At 36.3% G+C, this 20,278-nt stretch carries 21 protein-coding genes, 1 tRNA gene and 1 other RNA gene; 10 read left to right on the top strand and 13 right to left on the bottom strand.

The annotated features are described in order from the left end of the window. The 12 genes from tcpF to DRZ96_RS03410 all read right to left on the bottom strand — a co-directional run bounded on the left by tcpF (position 1) and on the right by DRZ96_RS03410 (position 10,774). On the bottom strand, positions 1-2,448 hold the full coding sequence (tcpF, locus tag DRZ96_RS03475; protein ID WP_112889591.1) for a conjugal transfer ATPase TcpF: 2,448 nt from the start codon (positions 2,446-2,448) through the stop codon (positions 1-3). Then, a complete protein-coding gene (locus DRZ96_RS03470) occupies positions 2,432-2,824 on the bottom strand; it encodes a conjugal transfer protein (protein ID WP_000723888.1) in 393 nt (130 codons plus the stop codon). The genes tcpF and DRZ96_RS03470 overlap by 17 nt, the downstream gene beginning before the upstream one ends. A 13-nt stretch (positions 2,825-2,837) precedes the next feature. Further along, positions 2,838-3,335: an antirestriction protein ArdA gene (locus DRZ96_RS03465; RefSeq protein WP_002368312.1), complete on the bottom strand. Its 498-nt coding sequence runs from the start codon at positions 3,333-3,335 to the stop codon at positions 2,838-2,840. Between the two features lie 116 nt (positions 3,336-3,451). After that, entirely contained in the window at positions 3,452-3,673 is a 222-nt protein-coding gene (locus DRZ96_RS03460) for a hypothetical protein (RefSeq protein WP_001009056.1), read from the bottom strand. A 42-nt stretch (positions 3,674-3,715) separates the two neighbouring features. Continuing rightward, complete coding sequence (mobT, locus tag DRZ96_RS03455) at positions 3,716-4,891, bottom strand: MobT family relaxase (RefSeq protein ID WP_002390710.1); 1,176 nt, start codon at positions 4,889-4,891, stop codon at positions 3,716-3,718. 205 nt (positions 4,892-5,096) lie between these two features. After that, entirely contained in the window at positions 5,097-6,491 is a 1,395-nt protein-coding gene (locus DRZ96_RS03445; RefSeq protein ID WP_002368310.1) for an FtsK/SpoIIIE domain-containing protein, read from the bottom strand. 43 nt (positions 6,492-6,534) lie between these two features. Then, complete coding sequence (locus DRZ96_RS03440; RefSeq protein ID WP_407673044.1) at positions 6,535-6,915, bottom strand: YdcP family protein; 381 nt, start codon at positions 6,913-6,915, stop codon at positions 6,535-6,537. 18 nt (positions 6,916-6,933) lie between these two features. After that, positions 6,934-7,248, bottom strand: coding sequence for a YdcP family protein (locus DRZ96_RS03435; RefSeq protein ID WP_000420681.1), 315 nt, complete (start codon positions 7,246-7,248; stop codon positions 6,934-6,936). A 373-nt stretch (positions 7,249-7,621) separates the two neighbouring features. Next, complete coding sequence (locus DRZ96_RS03425) at positions 7,622-9,313, bottom strand: VWA domain-containing protein (protein ID WP_112889589.1); 1,692 nt, start codon at positions 9,311-9,313, stop codon at positions 7,622-7,624. 9 nt (positions 9,314-9,322) lie between these two features. Further along, on the bottom strand, positions 9,323-10,201 hold the full coding sequence (locus DRZ96_RS03420) for an AAA family ATPase (RefSeq protein ID WP_112889588.1): 879 nt from the start codon (positions 10,199-10,201) through the stop codon (positions 9,323-9,325). 4 nt (positions 10,202-10,205) lie between these two features. After that, on the bottom strand, positions 10,206-10,526 hold the full coding sequence (locus DRZ96_RS03415) for a hypothetical protein (RefSeq protein WP_112889587.1): 321 nt from the start codon (positions 10,524-10,526) through the stop codon (positions 10,206-10,208). A gap of 171 nt (positions 10,527-10,697) precedes the next feature. Beyond that, positions 10,698-10,774: transfer RNA gene (locus tag DRZ96_RS03410), tRNA-Pro, on the bottom strand. Between the two features lie 186 nt (positions 10,775-10,960). On the opposite strand from DRZ96_RS03410, the gene DRZ96_RS03405 reads away from it, so the two are divergent. From DRZ96_RS03405 to ssrA, 3 genes are all read left to right on the top strand, one after another. After that, positions 10,961-11,599, top strand: a complete 639-nt coding sequence (locus tag DRZ96_RS03405) for an HAD family hydrolase (RefSeq protein WP_112889586.1) — start codon at positions 10,961-10,963, stop codon at positions 11,597-11,599. Beyond that, positions 11,596-12,246: a VanZ family protein gene (locus DRZ96_RS03400; protein ID WP_070700056.1), complete on the top strand. Its 651-nt coding sequence runs from the start codon at positions 11,596-11,598 to the stop codon at positions 12,244-12,246. Before DRZ96_RS03405 ends, DRZ96_RS03400 begins: the two co-directional genes overlap by 4 nt. Before the next feature lie 24 nt (positions 12,247-12,270). Continuing rightward, positions 12,271-12,614: a transfer-messenger RNA gene (ssrA, locus tag DRZ96_RS03395) on the top strand. A 136-nt stretch (positions 12,615-12,750) separates the two neighbouring features. Here the strand turns inward: ssrA and DRZ96_RS03390 are convergent. Then, the gene (locus DRZ96_RS03390) at positions 12,751-13,167 is read right to left on the bottom strand and encodes a hypothetical protein (RefSeq protein WP_112889585.1); all 417 of its coding nucleotides are present in this window, start codon (positions 13,165-13,167) and stop codon (positions 12,751-12,753) included. Positions 13,168-13,214: 47 nt separating this feature from the next. Between DRZ96_RS03390 and DRZ96_RS03385 the strand changes: the two genes are divergently transcribed. The 7 genes from DRZ96_RS03385 to DRZ96_RS03355 all read left to right on the top strand — a co-directional run bounded on the left by DRZ96_RS03385 (position 13,215) and on the right by DRZ96_RS03355 (position 20,159). Next, on the top strand, positions 13,215-14,210 hold the full coding sequence (locus DRZ96_RS03385; protein ID WP_112889584.1) for an MBL fold metallo-hydrolase: 996 nt from the start codon (positions 13,215-13,217) through the stop codon (positions 14,208-14,210). Positions 14,211-14,298: 88 nt separating this feature from the next. Continuing rightward, a complete protein-coding gene (gene folP / locus DRZ96_RS03380) occupies positions 14,299-15,273 on the top strand; it encodes a dihydropteroate synthase (RefSeq protein ID WP_112889583.1) in 975 nt (324 codons plus the stop codon). A gap of 54 nt (positions 15,274-15,327) precedes the next feature. Further along, the gene (gene pta, locus DRZ96_RS03375) at positions 15,328-16,299 is read left to right on the top strand and encodes a phosphate acetyltransferase (protein WP_112889582.1); all 972 of its coding nucleotides are present in this window, start codon (positions 15,328-15,330) and stop codon (positions 16,297-16,299) included. Positions 16,300-16,479: 180 nt separating this feature from the next. Next, positions 16,480-16,953, top strand: a complete 474-nt coding sequence (gene tnpA / locus DRZ96_RS03370) for an IS200/IS605 family transposase (protein ID WP_112889581.1) — start codon at positions 16,480-16,482, stop codon at positions 16,951-16,953. Between the two features lie 186 nt (positions 16,954-17,139). After that, on the top strand, positions 17,140-17,829 hold the full coding sequence (locus tag DRZ96_RS03365; protein WP_112889580.1) for a response regulator transcription factor: 690 nt from the start codon (positions 17,140-17,142) through the stop codon (positions 17,827-17,829). Further along, a complete protein-coding gene (locus DRZ96_RS03360) occupies positions 17,810-18,775 on the top strand; it encodes a sensor histidine kinase (protein WP_112889579.1) in 966 nt (321 codons plus the stop codon). Before DRZ96_RS03365 ends, DRZ96_RS03360 begins: the two co-directional genes overlap by 20 nt. 118 nt (positions 18,776-18,893) lie before the next feature. Then, complete coding sequence (locus DRZ96_RS03355) at positions 18,894-20,159, top strand: erythromycin esterase family protein (RefSeq protein ID WP_112889578.1); 1,266 nt, start codon at positions 18,894-18,896, stop codon at positions 20,157-20,159. Positions 20,160-20,278: the final 119 nt, after the last annotated feature.

Genomic DNA, 20,278 nt, shown 5'->3' with positions numbered 1-20,278 from the left:
TTACACCTCTTTTCGCACAGGTGGTCTGGTATCAAAGGCATGGAGCAGTTCTTCAAATACAGGGTGGAACTGTATCACACCGACACGACCATATAAATCACTGATAAGGCATTGCCCGTTTTCCAAATCACGCAATCGCTTCTGATTGTTTTCGTCCTCTGGGTCTACACCAAAAAAGGCTAAGGTCTTTTTAATCTCGTTAAGGTCAGTGGAACGAAATGCAAATTTTAAGCCGAGGTTATTTTTCAGTTTTTCATCTAAGAGGTCGTCTGTATTTTGGGTCACGAAATATACCCCAGCGTTCATAGCACGACCAGCCCGAACCAGCTTCATAGATAGTGTTTTTCCTTGTGCTACCTGTAAAAAGCTCCATGCTTCGTCTAAATCTACAATCTTGAAAATGCTTCGGTCTGTATGGATAAAGTCTAAAGCAAAGGTACTAATGACAATCAGCATAGCAACGGATAAAAGCTCCATAGTGGTATATTCCTCAAAGGAAGTTTCCTTGTCGGGAAGTACCAAGTCCGCAACCTGTATAATGTTCAGTTGTTTTTCTAAGCTGATAGACTGCTCCACATAACCATTACTGAATAATAAATGTGCAAAGTCATAGTCTGTAAAACTTTCGATATGGTCGGCTATACTGGTACTTAGTGGCGTATTCTCAACCCGTAATTCCTCAATCACTTTCATCAACCCTCGTACTTCACTATTGGTTACTGCACGAATGGCTTTTCTAAGGATTGGGAAGCGTTCCCCATCACGAGAGGAAATCCCCGTAAGGAATGTCAGAATATCAATAGCCAGTGATTCAGAATCTTTGGGATTTTTCATAATCACATAAGGGTCAAGTAAGCCTTTGTTTTTCTCATCAGAAGTCAGAGTGACGATATTGATTTCATGGGAAATCTCTGGCAAGGTTTCTTTCCATCTGCCACGTTCTGCTTTTGGGTCTACAATCACTGCTTGTGCCCCATAAAGCACCGCATAATAGACGATAAGGTTATTCGCAAAGGATTTACCACCACCCAGCGAACCAACAAAAGCCGACGCTAACGCATTGGTTACTGAACCCTTAACCCCTTGACTGGCAAGAGCAGGTTTCAGATAGACATTGCGTCCAGTATCTAAGCTGTAGCCAACATAAATCCCCTCATTTTCCCCCAGCATTTGAGTAGCACCAAAACCTAAACCAGCGAGGAAATCAGAGGTCACGTATTGAATATAATCATTCATATAACGCTTGCTGGCAGGTAAAAATTCTTCATGTAAGCCGAGCATATCCCCAAATGGTCGTACCAGTTTTACGCTTAAATCGTCATAAAAATCTTTCACTTCATTACAACGACGTTTGAGTTCGTCAAGATCATTTGCTGATACCCTTACCACATAAGACAGCTTGTACATAGATTCCTTGCTTTGGTCTAAATTGGTTTCCAGCTCATTCACACTTTCCAGAGCTTCCGCCACATTGGAGCTGGTTTCATTATCACTTTGCCAAGCGTGGTTATCCAAGTCTTTCAGTTCTTTCTTTTTATTGCGGACAGTAGATAGGGCTTTACGATTCGCTACAATTTCCACATTCATTGACGTATCAATCGGGAATGTAAATTGCTGTTGCTGGTAGTAGAAGATTTCAGAGGACGGGAAGTCCAGTTCTCCGACAATGCTGTTAATGGTAAAGTAAGCTACATAGACGGTTTCATCTTCCTGCTGGATTTTCAAATATCGCTGTTTTTCTTCCACCAAACAGCGAGTAGGCTTAATCAAGTCATAGTATTTAATCAGCGTTTCATTATCCAGCTTTTTCTTTGATAGATGGTACTCATACTCTTCATAGGCAGTGTCTGTCTGTCCGTAAAGGTGTTCAATCAGATAGCCGAAGTCGTCCTTATCTAACCTGCGGATTTTGAAACGACGAGAGATTTTATTTTCTAAGAGCTTTTCCATCTTCTGAAAACGCAGGATTTCATCATTACTCATACTAACAAAATCGCCCATCAGCTTATGGTTCACATCATAGACAAAATCAGACAAAGCATTTTTTGCTTCAACGGTAAGACTTTTCATAGAAAACTCCTGATCGTTGAGAAGCAACTTAAAGCCGATAAAGAAACGGTAGTTCACTTGATTTTCGCCAATCATGGATATTAAAGCGTCTGTCTGTTGGTCGATTTTGTCATAGGCAACCGCTTTGAGCTTGCCAGTGACTTCATTTTTGGAACGCTCTTGTGCAGAACGTATGCTGGATTCTGTACTGATTTGTAAAGCATGAATTTTGCCATCACGATTTTGTGCGATAAGCTGTCTGAAAGAATCATGCACTTGTATTTTCTGTTCTGGACTTAGAAATGAGTAATTGTAAGGAACAAGCTCATAGTAAGCATAACATTCCCCGTCTTTATTCCAGACGAGATTGTTTTCAATGTATTTAATTGGATATGCCATAAAATTCACTCCTAACTGCTGTAATGGCTTCTTGTGGCTGGTTTCTGCCAAGCGTTACTTTTTTTCCTGCATAGGTCAGCTTTGGTCGCAGTGCATAAGCAATGACAGACTTCAAAAATCCATAAGGCTTTTTACCATCAAAAGTTTTTGTAGACATAAACCATGTGAAAGCCACAGGAATCCCAAAGTATTTGAGAAATGCTCCCTCTATCATGGAAAGAGGGGGCAAGTTGCCAAGTATCATCACTGCAAAGAGTGACACGACAAACCATGTCATTTGCGTAAAGGTTATGGGAAACGGAAGTCTAAAATCGTTGATGGAGTACAGCACTTTCTCAACAGACCAAATACTGGTATAGCTTCGTATTTTCTTCATAGAATCAATCCTTTCAATAGACGATTTCAAAAATCCCATAATTGGTTGTGATAAAAGTTCCCGAAATTTCTAAATCACGACCATAGGATTCGTAATCAATATAGTTTTGAAGACTGGTTGGCACTTCGCCCAATACTCCAGTTTCTTCAATGTAGTAACGTGCGACATCTGCCATATCATCACAATCCGAGTGAATGATAATATCCTCTTGATGTTCGCTTAGTTCCTCAATACTTGAAAAATGAGTGAGCAGAGCAGATAGCTCGGATTGTAGTTCCTCTGGCAACTCCGATACCATTTCCCATAGGCGATTGAGTTCGCCAATAGAAGTGTATTCGTCAACCGTAAAGGGTAACTCATAATCGTGAATGGCGTATTCCTCGTATTCATCATTCAAGCCGATTTTCTCTTTGACTTCTTCAAAATCAATGGGAAAGGTAAACCAAGCACCGACTAATTCTCCTTCATTGTATTTACCTAAGTTGGCAATATAGACTTGCATATCGTCCATGTGTTCACGTCCTTTCTTTGTAGAGATTCAAAAATCCCTACCGCACTTCGTTTGGTGTACCATTCTTTTGCGGAACATAAGAAAACCACTTATATTCCACAAAATAACGGTTTAATTTAAGCACCGATAATGCGATTAAATAGCTCTAATAAAATGTCTTTTACTCCAGCAGCGTTGAACACCAAGCCCACCGCAATAATCGCAATGATGAGAAAGCCAATCAGTTTACTAAACTCACGCTTGAAGCCAAGATACAAGCCAATTACAACGATTGCTAAAAGTACCAGTGATTGAGCATTTGATAGAAACCAGTTATAAAGGTTTTGTCCAAAATTCATAAAAATGTTCTCCTTTCTGTATGCAGTGAATTTGTATTTAAGTTATTTTTTTGTCGTTATCACGTCCTGTTCTTTTACCGACTGTTGCTTTAAAATCTGCTTGTGTCGGTCTGTCAGTTTCGCATGGTCGAGAATGTCTTTCACAACCTGCGTCTGGTTAATTTCATCAAGTGTAATAGCAACCTTTAAGGTCGGGGCGACTTGATGAGATAGCCAGTTTAGTGTCCTTTGGAAAGAGTAAGGCTCTGGTTTTGTGGTTAGCTTTAATCGTTCACGATTGTTTCCAATAAACCATGCCCATTCTTCATTGAGTTTCCAATCGGAACGTGCTTTTGAATCGTCCTTATCCACAAAGCGGATATACCGATTGATAATCTTAAAAGCTGTATGCTCTGGATTATCATAGACAAGTAAATCACGTACTGCATAATAGGCACGCTCATTTTTTAGTCGGATTTCAAAACGGTTTTTAACCTCTGCGTCTTCAATGGGAATATCATTTTTCTTGTACTGCTCATAGTCCTTTTCATAGATACAGAAATAGACTTCGCTTTGTAATGAACCGATATAAAGCGTGTTTCCCATACATTCCTTTTCATCTTTGCGTACCAGTTCGCCACTGCGATAGCTCTTGAAACTGCGGAACACCGAAATACACTCTTCCTGTAGGCATTTTTCCGTCAGTGTGGGAATATTCAAAATCCCTGTTTTATCGTTGATGGCAAGGTCAAGGCGTTTCATCACGCCACCAGCCACCAAAGCGTCCATAAAGAACTCATACCAGCTTCTTTGTTGTGCTAGAAGATAGCTTTCAAATTGTCTGCACCCACGACCTTTTAATTCCACCAGAACACCTTTGTCTATCTCATGAGAGCAGAGAACGAATATATCGCCTAAGGCATAATGTTCTGAATAAGAATAAAAGCCATAGTCTTCATGAAGAAAATAGGAAAGTTTCAATTGCAATATTTCTTCAACCACATGCTGTACGTCCATTGTGGGAAAGCGAATCCTTACATAGTCAAAGAGCATTTCAAGTGGGGCATCGGGATTGAAGCGTTCCAGAGTTTCCCAAAGGGATTGTTGCAACTCGTCTGATGGCTTAACCTTGCCAGTTTCAATGTCGCTAAGATATTGCCTTGTAATGCCTGTAGCAATAGCCAGTCGGTTTTGAGATAGCCCATAAGCCAACCGTTTTTCCTTTAAATGCTGTATCAAAGTTTGTTCATTCAGTTAAATCCCTCCAATTAAAAAAGGTATGTCAACTATTGAAGCTCATTTGACATACCACGAAATTTTCTAAACTCCTTGTAACCAAAGAATTTTCTGCTATTTTTTTGACTGTTTCCTGTCGATTTGTACCCCCCTGTTAGATACGGGGGGTTAGGTGCTGGCGTGGCTATCGCCACACCAGCCAGCAAGATCAGTCCACACCTGCGACTTTCGCTTCGCACGTCGCCTGCGTGGACTGTCTGCTGTTGGTTAGTTTTTTTATTTCCTCCAAAAAGTCATGACCTTTTGGTACTAAGGGAGTGTAAAATTCTGATATGACACTTGTTCCCACATCAACATAGCCACGACCTTTGATTTGTTTTAAGAAGAAATCTTTTTGTACATCACTGCCAAACATCATGCCATAGCCCATTTCAGACATTCTTCCAAGTGCCACTCTGAAATTAAACTGGTCACGGATTCCGTCGCCTAAATATTTTGCGTCTGGACGTTGACAAGCCAGTATTAAAAAGAAGCCAGCTTGACGACCTAACATGACAATCTGTTTGAGCTTGTTTAAGACTGCGGTATTTTCTTTATTTCCCAGCATTTCCATGAAAGCCACGTATTCATCAAAGATAAGAAAGTTTGCAGGAAGTCCTAAGTAGGCATAGTTCTCGCCAGTCTTATAGTTTTCCATCTCTTTCATAGCTTCACTTCGTGCCATCATTTCATCATAGAAACGGTCAATGCAGGAGAGCATATCTTCTTTTCTGTAGTAGACATTCCCCATCACAGAGCCTAAGTCGGCAAGGTCGGCGTTCTTTGGGTCAAGAATATAGAGCTTAGAATCTGTATAAAGCAAGGCTTCAATCAGTGTCAGTATAAAGTAAGTTTTACCGCCACCTGTACCACCAGCTATGAGCATGTGAGGGAGCTTGTCATATTCCCACCATACGTTTTCCATCAAGCGTAGTTTGCCATCTTTGGCTTGGACTTCATCAATAGAAATACGACTGGCGATGGTGTCATAGAGCAGGGTATATTCCACATAAGAATCTTTTAACTCTTTATCCGTCAGCTCACAGTACAATCCGCTTTCTAATTTCTTTTCCAAGTGTAGGAGCTGGTCTTGATATTTTCCTAGCGTGATTTCCACTCGCATCTGTATTAAACCATCTTTAAGGCGATAAAATATTTTGGGAAAGTAGGTTATCTTTTCCTTAGTACGACTGGACGAATCTTTGAAGAAGCCATCTGTTTTGACCTGTTCCGATTCATACCACTTGTTTTCAAGTACCATCTTAGCCAGCTTTTGACGGTGGTACAGTTGTTTTACTGTATCATATCTATATCTTTTGAATAGAAATGCCACCAGCAAGCAGACAAGAATTGCGACACTAACACTAATAACTAAATAGGGAATGTGAATCTTGTCTACTTGTGATAGGTTAAAGTCCTGCCAGTTAATCTGCTGGATTGTCTTCACATGAAACAGTCCGATAACCAGCAGGAAAATTGGCAGTAAGGACGCTACTGTAAAATGAAAGACTAAATCCTTGTCACTTGGGCGAATCCTTTTACCACGAATGCCAAACTGTTTCATGCGGGATTTCCTCCTTTCTCTCTAGTGGAAGTAGCATGACTATTTATCCGTGGCTGGCTCTTTTTTTAGGTTGTGGCTGATTTTTAAAGGTACTGGAATCTTTCGTCAATACAATATCGTCTGCCTTGATATACCAGTCAACATCTGCCCCTCGGAAGGTAGCGGTAGCGACGGTATCTGCAACTGGATTGATGATTTCCACTTTTGCGTTATAGTCAAACTCTTTCAAAGGAACACTGGCAGGAATACTCACTTGAATCATACGTCCTTGCCCTTTGGATTTTAAATCATAGGTACGTTCTTTGATTTCATCTGAAACCGTACCGTCGTCATTTTGGATTCGTACTTCACGACGGAGTGCTGAAAACTTTAATTCTCCAAATGTAGCGTCTTTATCTAATACAATGCCATTAGGTAATCTCATCATTTTTCCTCTCTTTCTTTATTCTTTTATCATGTCGTCCGCATGTAAAAGGTAATTTGTGAATCCACGAGTACCAATTTTATAGCCCTCTGCGGTAATACGTGGATTGACTAACATTACACGTTCCTCAAAGCCGAAATGTTTTTCTCCAGCTTCAGCAGGAAGCACCACCACAATATCATCTGCTCTTTGAACGTCAGAATAGAGGTTGTAGCTTCGAGATAAGACAGTTAATTGTCCGTTGATTCTTCGCTGTTCTACTTTATCCTCGCCAGCAAATTCTAAATTGCCAAATGTTTTTTCCATGTTGGGAATCACAAATTTAAGTTCCATATTTTTACCTATCCTTTCTTTTTATTGTTTGATAAATCTTGTTTGTTTGATGGTCTTAAAGGGAGGGGAGCGACCTTTTGATTCTTGATTTTCTGTTTTCATAAGTTCACTTCCTTTCAAATATTGGGTAAAAAAATAGACACCTCATTTTTTGAAGTGTCTACCTATTAAATATTCAATTTTATTGGAAGTATCTTTGTATCTTCACTTTTCAAGGATAAATCGTCGTATCAAAGCTCATTCATAAGTAGTAAATTAGTAGTAAATTGAGTGGTTTTGACCTTGATAAAGTGTGATAAGTCCAGTGTTTATGCGGATAATTAGATTTTTATACTGTTTTTAGTAATAAAAATTGTAAGAAAAAACTGCAGTCTTATTTCTTTTCAATATAGGCGATTTCTCTTTGGATAAAGCGACCTGCCACATTGGCAATTTCTCTTACAGATTTTATTTTTATATAAGAACTTCCAAATAAAAACTTTGCGTTGTCAACTTTGTCACTATTTAAAATGGCAGAAGTGTGAATACCCATTTTTTTAAGCTTATCCAATTCCAATTTTGTATTTTCAAGGGAGGCTTCTTCAGAATATTTTTTTGATCCAAAGAAATTTTTTGAACTTAGGGGTCTCATGTCACGAGGCTCAGCATCTGTTAGAGCAATTGTGAGACGGTTGTCATTTATATTTTCGATTAAATTTTTATAGGCTCGATAAAAAAGTCCGTCTCGGTTCCAACCCATGGCCTTGTATCGAAAGATTTTTTGGGGGTCGGACTTATCTCCATAATCTTTTAAGATGCTTATAACTGTATAGTCGCCCACACTTTGGTAGGAAATAACTCTGTTTAAGATGTCGTTGTTTTCGAGGGACTTGGAGACTATGTAGGCCTCAATTGCTATGTCTGATTCAACTTCTAAAAGAGAAGCAGAAGCGTCTAAGACTAGGTCCACTTTCATAATGGAGCGAGGCTTTAAATTTTTCTTGGAAAAAATATTTGCCCTTTCAGTAATCATGGACTTATAGGCCAGGCGTGAAACTAGCCTTCCCCTCTTGGTCACCACTTCTTCTTCGCCATATTGGAGGGAGAGGGCCACCCTAATTTTTTTGGACAGGCTTTTAATCTCCTTGTCGTAAAACTTTTTATCCTTCTTAAATTTTAAGAGGTGCCTTTCTATTGTTGACTCCTCAAGTTTTTCTTTACTTAAGTCTTTATTATCAAGTCCTCTTGTGAAATGGAGTTTTGATTTTTTGTGGGCTCCAAATAAATATTTTTCTTCGATTATTTTCATTTGGTCTTCTGAATAAATTGATTTGCCAAAATTTTTTTCAATAAAGTTTTCCCTCTCTCTTCGTCTTTTTGCAGCAAGGGAATATAGAAGTCCAGAAAGCCCAGAGCTTTTATTGTTTTTGAAGTCGCCAAAAATTGTTGGTTTGTTAGATCTTTCAAGTTTTACAAAGCCCATGGAGTCAAAGAAGGTAAAATTTTTTAGGGGAGAAAATTTTAAAAGTTCATTTTCTTTGTAATTTAAATTTTCTCTAAAGATTTTAAGGACTCTTTCTTCTACATTATTTTCATTTGTGTCGCAACAAAGTCTTAAGTTATTATAAATTTTTTCTCTTTTAGGACTTAGTTTATAGTCTTTCCCCAAAATCGTATTTATTTTTTTCATCTGGAGATCAAAGAATAAATTTTCCTTTAGTGCCAGGTTCTTTCGCTGCAAGTCATATTTATCTTCTGAAAATTTCTTTGCGTAAGTTTCCCTTAGGGAAGTCAAGACTCTTCGAGAGGATAATTCTTTTTTATAGACAAAATCTTCTAATAGATAGACTGCGAATAAGTCAAATTTATCCCTATTGAGATTGTACTCCCAGTTAGAAAATAAGTCCTCGAGACTCTTAGACCCAAAATATTTTGCAGAAAGGCCAATTATTAAATTTACATAAAAGTCGGGATTGCCAGAAATATCTTGGCCTGTGATAAAGGGTTCACTGTCATAGTCCATGGACCCGTCCCAAATTATATTTTTTATTCGATTTTTTTCTTTTATTAAAAATTTATCTTCCATAATAAGCAGTCACTCTTGAAAAATATTTTCAAAATATAAGTCTTCTTTAAACCTTGTCCTTATTAGGTCTCTTAAAATTTCTTCTTCAAAGGGATCAAAAAGTTTATTGGCAATAGTTAAATCAAGGGCAGAAGTAAGGGAAAGGTCTTCTCTTACAAGATCAATTGCATCAAAAATCCCCCTGAGGTCTGGTGCTGTTGTAGAAATTTCTCCTGCTTCAGCTTTTAACTTTAAGTCGTAGAAAAAATTGGAAATATCCCTTACACAATCTTTCATCATTGACGGATATTCTTTTTTAATAAGATCCTCAAGTCTTTCGCGAGAGATAAGGGGCATCCTAATAATTACAAAACGAGACAAGAGAGCCTCGTTTAATTCTCTTGTGCCTTCGTAACCATAGTTCATTGTGGCAATAAATCTTGTGGCAGGGTGAAGCCTAATTATGTCATAGCCTGGTATGTCAATTACCCTCCTGTAGTCCAAGATAGAGTGAAGGACAGCCATGGCTTCGTTCTTGGCCATGTTTATTTCATCAAGTACAACAAAACCACCAACCTCTGCAGCTCTTGCAATAGGGCCCTTTCGAAATAGGACATTTCCATCTCTTAAGGTGTCGTCACCAATTAAGACAGAAGAGTCTATATTTATGTGAAAGGATAGGTTCCAAAGAGGCCTTTTAAAGATGTAGGCCAGATTTTCTGCCAAGACGTTTTTACCTGTAGACTTATCTCCAACAAGGAGGATGTTTTTTCCCGCCAAGATTGCAGATGTTGCCATATCTAAAATTTCGTCACCAGAATATAGAAAGTGTGGCTTAGGTATCCTTTCCTTATATTTTTCATCTAAGTCGTAAGACCTTATAAAGTCTTGAATTTTTTTATTATTCATATTATCACTTTTCAATTGAATTAATTTCATTCTCTACATACAATTTTTTAAAATTCCCAAGACCTATGGCAGAAATAATAATGTCTATGTCCTCATGACCCTTAAAAAAGAGATCAATAGTTGGGTTATAAAAAATAGATATATTAGAGACTTCTACTTTTTTATACCTTTTTGTGTCTCCATTATCCTTTATTGAAATGTCAAAGTCAAAAGTGCCCACAGAGCAGCAAGATGCCTTGACGTCCACATCAGGATTTACAAAAATTTTACTTATATTTTTCTTTTTTAAAAAGGACAGAGCCTTATCACTTAATATAAAATTCATAAGACCTCCTTAAAAAGTCCTGTAGATTATACTTAAAAAAGTAACTCATATAATTAATCTTATTTCAATTATAAGTCTAAAAATAAATCACAACAAGTTAAGATTGTTTAGGAAAAATCTAAGTCAGAAAATTGCAAAAAAAAAGAAGGCATAAACCTTCAGATAAAAAAATGGTCGGGGTGAGAGGATTCGAACCCCCGGCCCCATGGTCCCAAACCACGTGCGCTACCAAACTGCGCTACACCCCGACGACAGATTCACATAAGTGAAAACTTGTATTTTATTTTCGAACAAATACTATTATAGCATGTAAAAAATATTTGTCAAAGCTTTTTTTACAAAAAATTTAATCTCTCAAAAGCTATCTAATTCATTTTACTTGAAATCTAATAAAAATACAACTAAAATAATAGTACTATGGGAAAGGAGCTAAGATGAAGGCTATTATTTTTGATTTAGATGGAACCCTAGTTGATTCTATGAAATATTGGAGAAGTGTTTCTCGTAACTTCATGAAGACCAAGGGAATAGATATAGAAGATGCAGTCCAGCACAAGATGACAACTATGAACTTGGACGCATCCTTAAAGTATTTAAAAGACTACTATAAATTAGAAGAAAGCTTTGAAGAACTTATGAGAGACTTTAGCAGGACTGTTGAAGATTTTTATAGAAACAAGGTTGAAACTAAAGAAGGATGTCTTGAAATTTTAAAATATTTTAAGGACAAGGGGATGAAGGTTGTAATAGGAACATCAACTGCAGCCCACTTCGCCAACATAGTTATAGAAAAATATAGGATAGATAAATTTATTGACGGCCTCTACACAGCAGATTCAGTGGGGCACCTAAAGGCAGAAGAAAAATTTTACACATCAATTGCAGAAGAACTGGGAGAAAGGCCAGAAGATGTATTTTTAGTAGATGATTCCTACCTTGCCCTAAGGACAGGAAAGAGAGCAGGACTTAAAACTATTGGCATCTATGACGAGAACTCTAAGGACACTTGGTCAACAATTGTTAGTGAAAATAAAAATTCTGTAAAGAGATTATTAGAATTGAAAAATTTATGAGATTATTTTTATTTTTTGCAGTAAGAATAGTACCTGCCTTTATAATTACTTTCCTAGGCTTTTCCCTTATAAGAGTTAACTTCTTTAGTCACAGGAAGAAAAATTCCACAGGCTTTAGAGAATTTTTGCTTAGCCTTTTCGCAGCCTACCTGGTTTTTTTAGCCATAATGCTTTTTATGCCCAACTCCTACATAGCAGGTTCTGGAATAAATTTGACCAACGAGAACTTTGACTTTGTTGGCAACTTTAAAGATAGATTATCATCAGGAGCCTGGGGAGTTAACCTAGTTCCCTTTAGGACTATGAAAAACTATATAAAATATTCAGGCTTCACCCACACACTTACAAATATACTTGGGAACATAATAATTTTTATCCCCTTTGGAATTTTAGTACCAGAAATTTTTCCAAAGTTTAGAAGATTATTAAAAATTATAAGCTTATCCATTGCCACATCCTTTTTTGTAGAATTCATCCAATTTTTTATTGGAAGGTCAGTGGACATTGACGATTTAATTTTAAATGTCTTGGGATCTTTTATTGGTTATCTTATTTGGGATAAGATTTTAAGATATAAATTTGCCAAGAAGAAGAGAAGAAAGAGAAGACCAAGGCCCTCTAAAATTGACAAAGACCAGGCTATCTAGTATAATTTTAGTCTAAGTAAATATGGGGGCGAAAATGGTTTCGACGGGGATTTTGAGCTTAAAGTAGCGAGTCGTTGATGGATCACACAACGTAAAAATGGTCTATTAAAAAATAAACGACGAAAATAATTTCGCACTAGCTGCCTAATTAGGTAGCAATCCGGCCAGACACCGCGATCTGCAACCGGGTTTCAAATTAGCGGGCAAACGAACTCTGTGATGCGTCATAGCAGAGGGGGTTTATGGCGATACCCTGTATGAGTTTGACACTCTAGTAATACAGGGGAAAACTAAAGAGGAGTCTGCACTCGGAGAATCTTTCTGTAAGAGGTCTTCGGACGTGGGTTCGACTCCCACCGCCTCCACCAAAGCAAAGTCATTCATGTGAATGGCTTTTTTATTTTGCGTAAACTCACAAAAAGGGACTTAAGATAATTTAAGTCCCTTTCCGTATTTATACATTTTTAATTGTATTCTTAATTTTATTTGCCGAATAAAATTATCTTATGAAGACTTTAGTAGTCTTTCATACTCTTCCACTAACTCCACTGGTATTACAAAGTTAAAGTAGCCGCCACTTTTAGACAAGAAGAGATACATTAGTCCAAGTCTTGTGAATTTTTTCATATTGACGTAGACGTTCTCGTCTGAATAGTCTACAGCTCCATTGTAAAAGTCGTAAAAGGACTTGTGTTCCTTCTCATCAAAGGAAAGTAGAGTGTCCTTAAACTTAGACAAAATGGTTTCGTGGATTGCATCAATTTCTTCTCTTTCGCTTAGTCCTTCAAGGCCAAGATCATAAGAAGAAGCGATTAGCTTCCTCTGGTCCTGGTCTAAAGCCTCCACAATGGGGTATAATCTATCTATAGGCAGTTTATTAATGCTTTCAACTTCAAATAGTTTTAATAAAAAATCGCTCATGTTTCACCTCGTATTTATTATACATGAAATGAGCAATGGGAGGTAATATGTCAAAAATTAAAAAACTTTCAGATGGCGTTTATTGTAAGATTGTTCCACTTAAGGGCAACCCCCTAAAGAGCATCAACATCTACATGGTCAAGTCCAAGGGCGAAGCCATGATTGTGGACACAGGCTTTAACACAGAAGAAATTAGAAATGAGATGCTTTCTTTTATGAAGGACATGGAGGTTGACTATGACAAGACAATTTTATTCTTGACCCACCTTCACTCTGATCACACAGGTCTTGCTTCATGGTTTCATGAAGAGCTTGGCATTGATATTTACATGGGAGATATTGACTACAGGATGATGTCTTCTATGGCTGATGCTAACTCAAAAAGATGGAAGGAAGTTATGGATACTACTCACATCCAAGGACTTGAAGAAGACAACTTAAAAATCGAAGAGCACGCTGGTTTTATTTACAGACCTAAGTCAGAGTTCCCCTATGTGTCCTTTAATCCAAACTATATTTTAAAAGTTGGGGACTTTACTTTTAAGGGAATGGACTTTTCTGGCCACACTCCTGGCATGGTTGGTCTTTATGAAGAAGAAAGAAAAATTCTTTTCTGTGGCGACCACCTCTTGGGAGATATCACTCCAAATATAACTTTTTGGAACTTCACAGTGGGCGACAGTCTAGGAAGGTATCTTAAAAATATTGAAAAGTTAAGAGACTTGCCAATTGATCACTTGTATTCTTCTCACAGGGCCCTTATTGAAGATGTGCCAAAGAGGATTGATGAATTGAAGGCCCATCACCAACACAGGGTGGATGAAGCCTACAAGACTTTAAAGGAAAAGGGCAAGTGCACTGTTAGGGATATTGCCATGAACATGACTTGGGATATGAGGGCCAGAGACTTTTCTGAATTCCCTAATACTCAAAAGTTTTTCGCAGCTGGAGAAGCCCACGCCCATCTTGAACATCTAAGGGCCATAGGCAAGGCTGACTTTGAGTGGACTGATGACGGAGTCCTTTTATACTACGCAAAGTAAAATTTATTTGATTTAAGAAGCTACAAGTCATAAAATATTTATGGATTAGTAAGTAAATAATTGGAAGAAATAAAATTTGGAGTGAATTATGGAAAATTTAGTTTGTAAATATAAGGATAAAGTTTTAAAATCTGGCGGAGAAACTATTCTTTGTGGAATTGTAAATGTTACACCGGACTCCTTCTCTGATGGAGGCAAGTGGTATGGCAAGGACAAGGCCATTAAGAGGGCTCTTGAACTTATAGAAGCTGGTGCCGGCATGATCGACCTTGGTGGTGAATCTACTAGACCAGGATCCCACTATGTTGAGATTCAAGAGGAAATAGAAAGGGTTGTTCCTGTTATAAAGGAATTAAAGACAATGACTGATGTCCCACTTTCTATTGACACATGGAAGGCAGACGTTGCTGAAGCAGCAATTGAAGCAGGAGTTGACTTTGTAAATGACATCACAGGCTTTATGGGAGACCCAAGAATGGCAGAAGTTGTGGGCAAGAGTGATGTTGGTGCAATCCTAATGTTTAACCCAAAGATTGCAAGGCCAAACCACAAGTCATCTGCCAACTTCCCACCTTTTGGGGGCGAAGGAGCTTTCACTGAAGAAGAATTAAAATCCTTTGAAGAGATGGATGTTGTGGAAGTCATGAAAAAATATTTATCAAAATCACTTGAACGTGCAGAAGCAAATGGAATCTCAAGAGAAAGAATTATGCTTGACCCAGGCATTGGCTTTGCCCTTACAAAAAAGGAAAATTTAAAGTTGATTGATAAAATTGACGTCTTAAGAGACATGGGATGCTTTAGCTTCCTTGGAGTTTCAAGAAAGAGATTTATAACAAATATTTTAAGTGAAAACAATATTGATGCTGACGGCAACAATGAAGAAGGCTTTGAAAATAGGGACGAAGCTTCAGCAGCCCTTACGACTATTGCAGCTTACAAGGGTGTAGAAGTTTTAAGAGTCCACACAATGGACCACCACCGTCTTGCAAAGCTAGTTGCAGATTCAGTTAGACTTAACCAAGTAATAGAAGATGTAAGTTTTAAGGCTTATTCACTTTAAATTATTTTTCATAAGATATATAATATTATTTGTTAATAGAATTAGGGGGAAATTATGGCACTAATAGAAGAATTAAAAACAAAAGTTAGAGAAGCAAAACCAGAAATAGTATTTCCAGAAGGAAACGACAGAAGAATCTTAAGAGCAGCAATTAGACTTAACGACGAAGGCGACATTAAGCCAATCGTTCTTGGAGACGAAGCAGAACTAAAAGCTCTTGCAGAAAAAGAAGGCGTTGAACTTGGAAATCTAGAAATCCTTAATCCAGAAACTTACGAAGGAAAAGATGAAATGATCAAGGCTTTCGTAGAAAGAAGAAAAGGAAAAGTAAACGAAGAACAAGCAGCAGATATCCTAAAAGACAACAACTACTTTGGAACAATGCTTGTATATATGGAAAAAGCTAAGGGATTTGTATCTGGTGCAGCTCACACAACTGCAGACACAGTAAGACCAGCTCTTCAAATCATAAAGACAAAACCAGAATACAAGAGATGCTCAGGTGCCTTCATCATGATTAGAGATGACGAGCTTTACCTAATGGCAGACTGTGCAATTAACACAGACCTTGATGCAGAAGGCCTAGCAGAAGTAGCGGTAGTATCAAATGAAACTGCAAAACAATTTGGCATTGATCCAAAGGTTGCAATGCTTTCCTTCTCATCTCACGGATCAGCTTCTCACGAAAGAGTAACAATGGTAGCAGACGCAGCTAAGATGGCAGCAGAAAGAAATCCAGAAATGGCAGTTGATGGAGAACTTCAATTTGATGCAGCCTTCATCGAAAGAGTTGCAGCTAAAAAAGCACCAGAATCAAAGGTAGCAGGTCACGCAAATGTATTTATCTTCCCAAGCATTGAAGCAGGTAACATTGGCTACAAACTTGCACAATACTTTGGTGGCTTTAAGGCAGTAGGACCAATCCTACAAGGACTTAACGCTCCAGTAAACGACCTTTCAAGAGGTTGTGTAGAAGACGAAGCTTACGCACTAGCTATCATCACAGCAGCACAAGCAGTTCTTTAATAAAAAATAGACTTAAAGACTTCCTTAGGGGAGTCTTTATTTTTGTACGCTTTAGTATGAATAAACCACCAGCTATGCTGGTGGTAGGAAAATAAGCTTTAGCTTCAAGCAAAAAACCTCCCGTGATAAACTATTAATGTTACTGGCAGTAGCATAAATAGAAAAGGGAGGTATCCTAAAATGGATAAAAATAGTTTATCACATACATCATGGAATTGTAAGTATCACGTAGTATTTGCTCCAAAATACAGAAGGCAATTAATATATGGAAGATTAAAACAAGATATAGGAAAAATATTAAGAGATTTATGTGATAGAAAAGGAATAAATATAATAGAAGCGGAATGCTGTCCAGACCATATCCATATGTTGTTGGAAATTCCACCAAAATACAGCATATCTCAAACGATGGGATATTTAAAAGGAAAAAGCAGTCTAATAATATTTGATAGGCATGCAAACTTAAAATATAAATATGGAAATAGACATTTTTGGTGCAGAGGATACTATGTAGACACAGCAGGAAAGAATGTGAAAAAGATACAAGAATATATAAAAAATCAATTAAAAGAAGATTACATGGCAGATCAAATAAGCATTAAAGAATTTGTTGACCCGTTTACGGGTGAGCAAGTAAACAAAAGCAAAAAATAAGGTGCTTTAGCACCAGCTGTGAAAATTGGTGCACGAGAAAGAAAGTTCGAAGCATGGAATGCTGCCGGTAACAGCCCCTTATAGGGGCAAAACAAACCACCGGCTCAGCCGGTGGTTATGATTTTGCCTTTTGTTTATATAATGATGTCAAGTAAAATTTAGTTAAAAGAGTAGGTTATATAAGATATGGAAAAGAAAAAGTGGAAGATTTTTTTAGTAGAAGATGACAAGGTGATTGCAGAAGAAATTAAAAGACACCTGGAGTTTTGGAATTATGAGATAAAAATTGCAGAGGACTTTCAAAATATTTTTGATGAATTTAAAAACTTTCATCCTGATTTAGTTTTAATGGATGTGACTCTTCCCTTTTACAATGGCTATCATTGGTGCAAAATTATTAGAAAAAATTCTAAAGTTCCAATTTTATTTATTTCAGCTGCTGATGAAAACTTAAATTTGATAATGGCAATGGATCTTGGAGCAGATGATTATTTGACTAAGCCCTTTGAACTAGACCTATTACAAATAAAAATAAGAGCCTTGCTTAGAAGAGCTTACGAATATATTGAGACAAGAAATATTCTTTACAAAGATATAAGCCTTGACTGCGACAAGATGATTATATCAAGAGAAAACAAAGAAATAGAGCTCACGAAAAATGAATTTAAAATTTTAGAAATTCTCTTGGAAAAGCCAGGTAAAGTTGTTAATAGAGATGAAATTATTGATAAAATTTGGCAAACTGACTCTTATATTGACGACAACACCTTAACAGTAAATGTAATGCGTCTGAGAAAAAATCTAGAAGATATAAAGATTTTTGACCTAATAAAGACTAAGAAAGGAGTAGGCTATTATGTCCCACCTGCCAATTAAAAGTTTTTTAAAGAGAGAAAAATTCACATTAATTCTTGGACTTTTCATATTTTTTTATATCCTGGGAACTTATTTAATTTTTGAATTTGATAGAGATAAGTCAACTTACATAGCTTTTTTATATCTATTTTTATTTTTTATTTATATGATTATTCTTTACTCCATAAGGGATCAGAATTACAGAAAAGAAATAGATATTTTAAATAGAAAAAACTACGAAAAAATATTAGAACTTTATGAGTCTCCATTATCAAAGGCTCTTTATAAAAATGTAGAAGAAAATAAAAGAATTAAAGAAATTGGAGAAAAGAAAAAAGCAGATGTGAAAAACTACTTAACTATTTGGACTCATCAAATAAAATCTCCAATATTTGCATTAAAACTTTTACTCAAAAAAGATGAAATAAACAAAATAGATTGTGAAAAAGAGATTTTTGAGATCGAAGAGTATGTGGGAAATATTTTAGGCTATGCAAGGATGAATGCAGATAGCACAGACTATGTCTTTAGCAAATACAGTTTAGATGAAATTATTAAGGGAGTAATTAGGAAATATTCGATTCAGTTTATTGGAAAAAATAATAGGGTAGACTTTTTTGAAACTAAGAAAATAATTTTAACTGATGCCAAGTGGTTTTCTTTTTTATTAGAACAAATTATTTCTAATGCAATCAAGTACACGCATAATGGAAGGATTGCAATTTATTTAGAGAAAAATGAACTTGTAATTGAAGATAATGGAATTGGAATAATGCCAGAAGATTTGCCGAGAATTTTTGATGCAGGATACACTGGTTACAACGGTAGGTTGGAGAAAAAGTCAACGGGACTGGGACTAAATCTCTCAAAGAATATTGGGAAGTCTTTAAGAGTGACATTGAGGTGTGAGTCAGAGCAAAAGGTTGGCACAAAGATGTTTATAAATTTAAAAAATATTTTGGATTAGAGTGTTTAGCACTCTTTTTTTTATATCTTACAAAAATGTCACATTAAAGCTCTATTTGTTATGTAAATAAAAGGATTTATTTTTTTATACAATTTATAATGTAGTAAGAGGTGAGAAAATGATAAAGAAAATATTCAAAGGAATTTTAATTTTTTTAGTATCCCTTATTATTCTTATAGGGATTGGAGATTTTTTGTGGATTAATCTTCCGAAGTTAAGTGCAAGAAAAAATATTTCAGATATAGAAGAATATGGCAAAGAGGTAAGCCAGATAAATTTAGATGATAATGTGAAAGTTGTTGGACTTGGGGAAGCGACTCACGGAAACTCTGATTTTCAAAATTTAAAATTAGAAGTTTTAAAGACCTTAGTTGAAAAAAATAATTTAAAGAGCTTTGCCATTGAAGCTGATTTTGGCGAAGGAATGATAATAAATAATTACATTCATGGAAATAAGAGAGATGAAAATATTTCAAGAATTCTTTCTTTTAATATTTATCACACAAAGAATATGAATGACCTTATAAACTATATGTTTGACTACAACCAAAAAGCAAAGGATGAGGACAAACTTTCTTTTTACGGCTTTGACATGCAAAATCCTGAAAAATCCATGGAGTTAATTTTAGATTTTTGTAAGGAAAATAATATTTTACAGGAAAAAGACTTACAAAAGGAATTTTCCTTTATTAAAGATGAAAAATTTAAGATTTCACAGATAAAAGATAAAGAAGATTTGTTGTTGGAAATAAAAGCTCACACAGACGCCTTATCTTCTCCTAAGGCAAAAATTCTTTCAAGAGCTCTTACAAATGTCTTGGATAGTGTTAAGTATTACGAATTAGATTTTAATGATTATGTAAAAGTAAACAATGTGAGAGATGAGCTTATGGCTGAGAATGTTAAGTGGATAAGTGATTTTGAAAAATCAAAGGGAAATGATCTGCTTTTAATTTCTGGTCATAATGGTCACATCGCAAAAAGTGAAAAGTTTTATGAGCCAATGGGGTCTCACTTAAAGAAAATATTTGGCGAAGAATATTTTATTATTGGCACTGACTTTTATAAGGGAATAGTAAACATAAACGAAGTTGGTCCAGATAACAAGAGGTCAAACCATGTCTTTGTCTCTGCTGATCCTTTAGCTAACAGTGCTAGAAAATTTAAAGGAAAATATTATTTAGATTTTACAAAAGTTAAAGATGGGGAAACTTTTGACCTTATAAATAAAGAAATCAACATGATAAGTTTGGGCGAAGGATACTCTCCACTAATGAAATTCATACCAAGAACTTATAGAGTAAAGGAAGTCCCAAAAGATTTATATGATGCAATGATCTTTGTTTATTATGCAAAACCTCTTGCAGTAATTGATGAAGCTTAAGTTTGGAAAAATTTTGTAGGCTTGAATATTGTAAGATATTTGCCTATGTGCCTATAGATTCCTTGCAAAAGTTGATGACGACAAGTTAATAATCTTCGCCATTGATGTGGGCCACAGAA

Origin of the sequence: Peptoniphilus harei (assembly GCF_900454685.1) — a bacterium.
GTDB classification, from domain to species: Bacteria; Bacillota; Clostridia; order Tissierellales; family Peptoniphilaceae; genus Peptoniphilus_A; species Peptoniphilus_A harei.
The sequence above is the reverse complement of the archived record's forward strand: the minus strand, read 5'-3'. Positions and strand labels throughout refer to the sequence as shown.